This window comes from Brevundimonas sp. EAKA, from assembly GCF_000698025.1.
Lineage (GTDB): Bacteria > Pseudomonadota > Alphaproteobacteria > Caulobacterales > Caulobacteraceae > Brevundimonas > Brevundimonas mediterranea_A.
In genome coordinates this window covers 1-3981 of the sequence record NZ_JMQR01000188.1, presented here as the reverse complement: position 1 = coordinate 3981, position 3981 = coordinate 1, and the positions used below count along the sequence as shown (strand labels likewise).

At 69.9% G+C, this 3981-nt stretch carries 3 protein-coding genes; all 3 read right to left on the bottom strand.

Annotated features, from left to right (window positions below):
* Positions 1-114: 114 nt before the first annotated feature.
* The 3 genes from ER13_RS16360 to ER13_RS16350 are packed head-to-tail and all read right to left on the bottom strand — an operon-like array spanning position 115 to position 3894.
* Positions 115-864, bottom strand: a complete 750-nt coding sequence (locus ER13_RS16360; RefSeq protein ID WP_231492579.1) for a DUF2125 domain-containing protein — start codon at positions 862-864, stop codon at positions 115-117.
* Positions 865-920: 56 nt separating this feature from the next.
* Positions 921-1394, bottom strand: coding sequence for a Cys-tRNA(Pro) deacylase (ybaK, locus tag ER13_RS16355; RefSeq protein ID WP_035310993.1), 474 nt, complete (start codon positions 1392-1394; stop codon positions 921-923).
* Position 1395: 1 nt separating this feature from the next.
* On the bottom strand, positions 1396-3894 hold the full coding sequence (locus ER13_RS16350; protein ID WP_231492578.1) for an ATP-dependent DNA helicase: 2499 nt from the start codon (positions 3892-3894) through the stop codon (positions 1396-1398).
* Between the last annotated feature and the right edge of the window lie 87 nt (positions 3895-3981).

Here is a 3981-nt window from a genome sequence, read left to right as displayed (position 1 = left end):
TTTGTGTCATGTTGTGAGATTGGCGTATGTCGCTATTCACCTTTGTGTTTTTGTTTTTTTTTTTAAGGGACCGGCCCCCCCCGGGGTCCTACACAGGGTGGGTCGTCGGCGGCGTCAGTTGTTTAAAAGAGACGGCCCCGGGGTCTTTGGGAAACCCCCCCCCGCCGCATCCCCGACCTTCAGCAGGTCGGCCCGGCCGACGGTGGCCTCCAGCTGGGTGGTCAGTTGGCCGTCCTGGGCGAAGCCCTCGACCGGTCCGTCGCGGCGTCCCTGGCCGTCCACCAGCCGGAACATCACGTCGATGGCGTCGCTCGGGGCGGTCGCGCCTTCCAGATGGGGCCGCGAATAGAATTCGATCCGTGCGGCCCGGGCGATGGGGAAGGGCTCGCCGTCAGGATGGACAGTGAAGATCGGATTGACCAGTTCCAGCGCCAGATTGGGCCAGCGCTGGTCGATGCCGCTGGCGCTCATGCGGATGGCGTCGCCGTTGATGGCGACCTTGCCCTTGCCGGCCCGGGTCAGGACCAGGCCTTCGGGCGCGACCACGACCCATTTGGTCGGCTGATAGGCGTTGGCCTCGGCGTTCAGCTCCGGCGCGGATATGGCGTGACCGGACGGGGCGGCGATCGTCACATGGGTCAGTTTCACATTGGCGCGGAAGGGCCAGCCGACGATCCGCTTGTCGGCGTAGCGCACGTCCCAGCCCTGTTGGCGCAGGGCGGCCGACTGGGCCTCCAGCCCGGCGTCGATCTGGCGCGTCAGATAGAACCACCAGCCGGTCCAGGCGGCCAGGGCGATCAGCACGATGATGAAGGGGGCGTAGAGGCCCGCACGGCTGGGTCGCTGGGTCGGTGCGTCGGTCATTCAAACTCCGGGGTCGAGACGGCTATAGCCCAAGGAAGGACGACCGCCCAAGGCGTTCAGGCCTTGATGTCGACCAGCCTGGCCCCCGCCGCCCGGGCCGCCGCTTCGGGCGCCACCCCCAGCAACAGCCCGCGCTGGCCGCCGTTGATCAGGATCTGATCAAACAGAACGGCCGTCTCGTCCATCACCGTCGGTACGGTCTTGCGCTGCCCAAAGGGACTGACGCCGCCGACCTTGTAGCCGGTCAACCGTTCCGCATCGGCGGGCTTCATCATCTGCGCCGACTTGCCGCCGATGGCCGCCGCCAGCTTCTTCATGCTGACCTCGCAGTCGGACGGCGCGATGACGCAGGCCGGCGCGCCGTCGACCAGGGTCATCAGGGTCTTGAACACCTGTTCCGGGGCTTTTCCCACAGCCTGAGCCGCCTGAAGCCCCACGCGCGGCGCGTCGGGGTCATAGTCATAGGCGAACAGTTCGAAGGCGACCCCGGCCTTGGTCAGGGCGACGGTCGCGGGCGTGGTCTTCGACATTTCAGGTCATCTCGGGGTTCAGGAAACCGCGGGTCAGCGCCACGGCGTCGGCCAGGCCCATGCGCTGGACCTCCGTGCCCGGCGGCAGGCTGGCGAACAGGCGGGTGGGGGTGGCCGCGTCCAGCATCACGAAGACCCCCTTGTCGTCGCCGCGCCGGATCAGCCGCCCGAAGGCCTGGGCGATCCGGGCGCGGGCCAGGGCGTCGTCATAGCCCCTCCCTTGCGAGAACTGGCCGCCCAGCCGTTCGCGCCGCGCCTTGTGCAGCAGATCCGGGCGGGGCCAGGGCACGCGGTCGAAGGCCAGAACCCGCAGCGACCGCCCCGGCACATCCACCCCGTCGCGCACGGCGTCCGTGCCCAGGAGGCACGAGTTCTCCTCGACCCGGAACATGTCGACCAGGGCCCCGACCTCCAGCGGATCGACGTGCTGGGCGTACAGGGGCACGCCGGCCTTCGCCAGATCCGGGCCGAGCCGTTCATAGACCGCCTTCAACCGGCGGATGGCGGTGAACAGGCCCAACCCTCCGCCCCCGGCGGCCAGGAAAAGTTCGCGCATCGCCGCCGCCGTCTGGCGCGGATCGTCCTTGACCAGATCGTTGACGACGATGACCCGGCTGTTGGACGCATAGTCGAAGGGGCTCTCGACCTTCAGGGTGCGCGGCGGTTCGATCAGCCGGGCCGAGCCGGTGCGCAGACGCGCGAGGTCGAACGGGTCTTCCTGCAAGGGGTCGGACAGGGTGGCCGAGGTCACCAGCACCCCGTGCGCCGGCACGATCACGGCGGCTTCCAGCGGCACGGTCGGGTCGATCCAGTGACGGCGCAGGGCCACGTCATGGATGCGGCCGAACGCCGTCTCGGCCGACAGCCAGTCGACGAAGTCCGGATCAGGCTGATCCCCGCCGTCCTCCAGCGCCGCCAGCATCGAACGCCAGCCGGGCAAGGTCATCCGCGCGCGCCGGTCCAGCCCCCGCAACGCCCCCTCGATCCTCGACCGCTGCGACCCGTCCAGCTCGGCCGCCTCATCGTCGAGAATGTCCTCCAGATGCCGCGACAGGGCCAGCAGCGGCGCCTCGAGCGCGGCCAGGGCCTGGGCCGCCGCGCGGGCGGTCTCGGCCACGGGATCGGTCACCGGCTTCAACGCGCACTCCATGCCGAACTCTGGGCCGCCCCCGAATCCGCCATTGCCACTTGCCTCGGCCGTGCGCGCCCGCAGCTGGTCCAGCGCGGCGGCCAGAAAGGCCTCGATCGGCCCGATCGGATTGACCTCGCCCGAGGCCGGGGCGACGCGGCCCGACACGCCTTCGCCCGGCAAGGCGGCCGAGGCGCGGATGGCGTCCTGCAAGGCCTTCAGCGCCGCATCATTGTCCCCGACCATGTCGCCCAGCCGCTGCTCCAGACCGCGACCGCGCCGGCCTCGCCCTTCCGGACCGCGGATCCAGCGACGCAGCTCGGCCGCTTCCTGCCCCGAAAGACAGGCGGAAAAGGCGCTGTCGGCGGCGTCGAACAGGTGGTGGCCCTCGTCAAAGACGATGCGTTTCAAGGCCGCCGTCTCGCCGTCCTGTTTCTGGCCCCGGGCCGAGCGCGCGCCATCGAAAGCGGCCTGGGTCAGGACCAGGGCGTGGTTGGCGATGACCAGGTCCGCGCGGCGGCTGGCGCGGATGGTCTTTTCGACGAAACAGCTGCGATAGTGGGGGCAGGCGGCGTGGACGCATTCGCCGCGCCGGTCCACCAGATTGGCCGCCCCCGCCGCATGGGCGGCGGGCATGGCGAACAGGCCCGGCAGCCAGCCGGGAAAGTCGCCGCCCGTCATGTCCCCGTCGCGCGTGTGCACGGCCCAGCGTCCCGCCAGCGCCAGGCCGACCAGGTCGCCGTTCCCCAGCTGGGCCGCCTGGACCATGTCCTGCAGGTTCAGGACGCACAGATAGTTCTCGCGCCCCTTGCGGATCACCGCCTTCTTCTTGCGCTCTTCCGGGTCGGGCCACAGGGCATGGCTCTCGCGGTCGATCTGGCGTTGCAGGGCGCGGGTGTAGGTCGAGATCCAAGCCGCTCCCTGGTTCCGTTCGGCCCACAGGGAGGCGGGCGCCAGATAGCCCAGGGTCTTGCCCGTGCCCGTGCCCGCCTCGGCCAGCAGCATGCGGGGGCGGCCCTCCTCGTTTCGCGGCGAAAAGGCGAAGGCGGCCTCGGCGGCGTAGTCCGACTGGGTCGGCCGCGTCTCGTCCAGACCCGAGGCCTGAAGCAGTTTCGCCAGCCGAATCCGCGCGCTCTCGCTATCGACCGGGGCCGACCCCGCCTCGCCACGCGCGGCCTCGTCCTCCCACTCCGTCAGACGGGTCCAGACGTCCAGGCCGGACCCGCGATGCTGGCGCGCGCGCACCCCGCCCGCCTCCAGCGCCTGAACCACGCGCTCGCCCCAGGCCCAGCCCGCGCGCTGCAGGGTCAGGGCCAGGACATAGGCGGCCTCGCGTTCCGGATAGGCGGGGGCCGCCCGGTCTCCCAGCAAGACGGGCTTTCTCTTATACCCAATTGACGGCGCCGACGATCTCCTCTGTTTGGAAGTATGGGGGTGGCGGCTGAGTTAAAAAAAAAA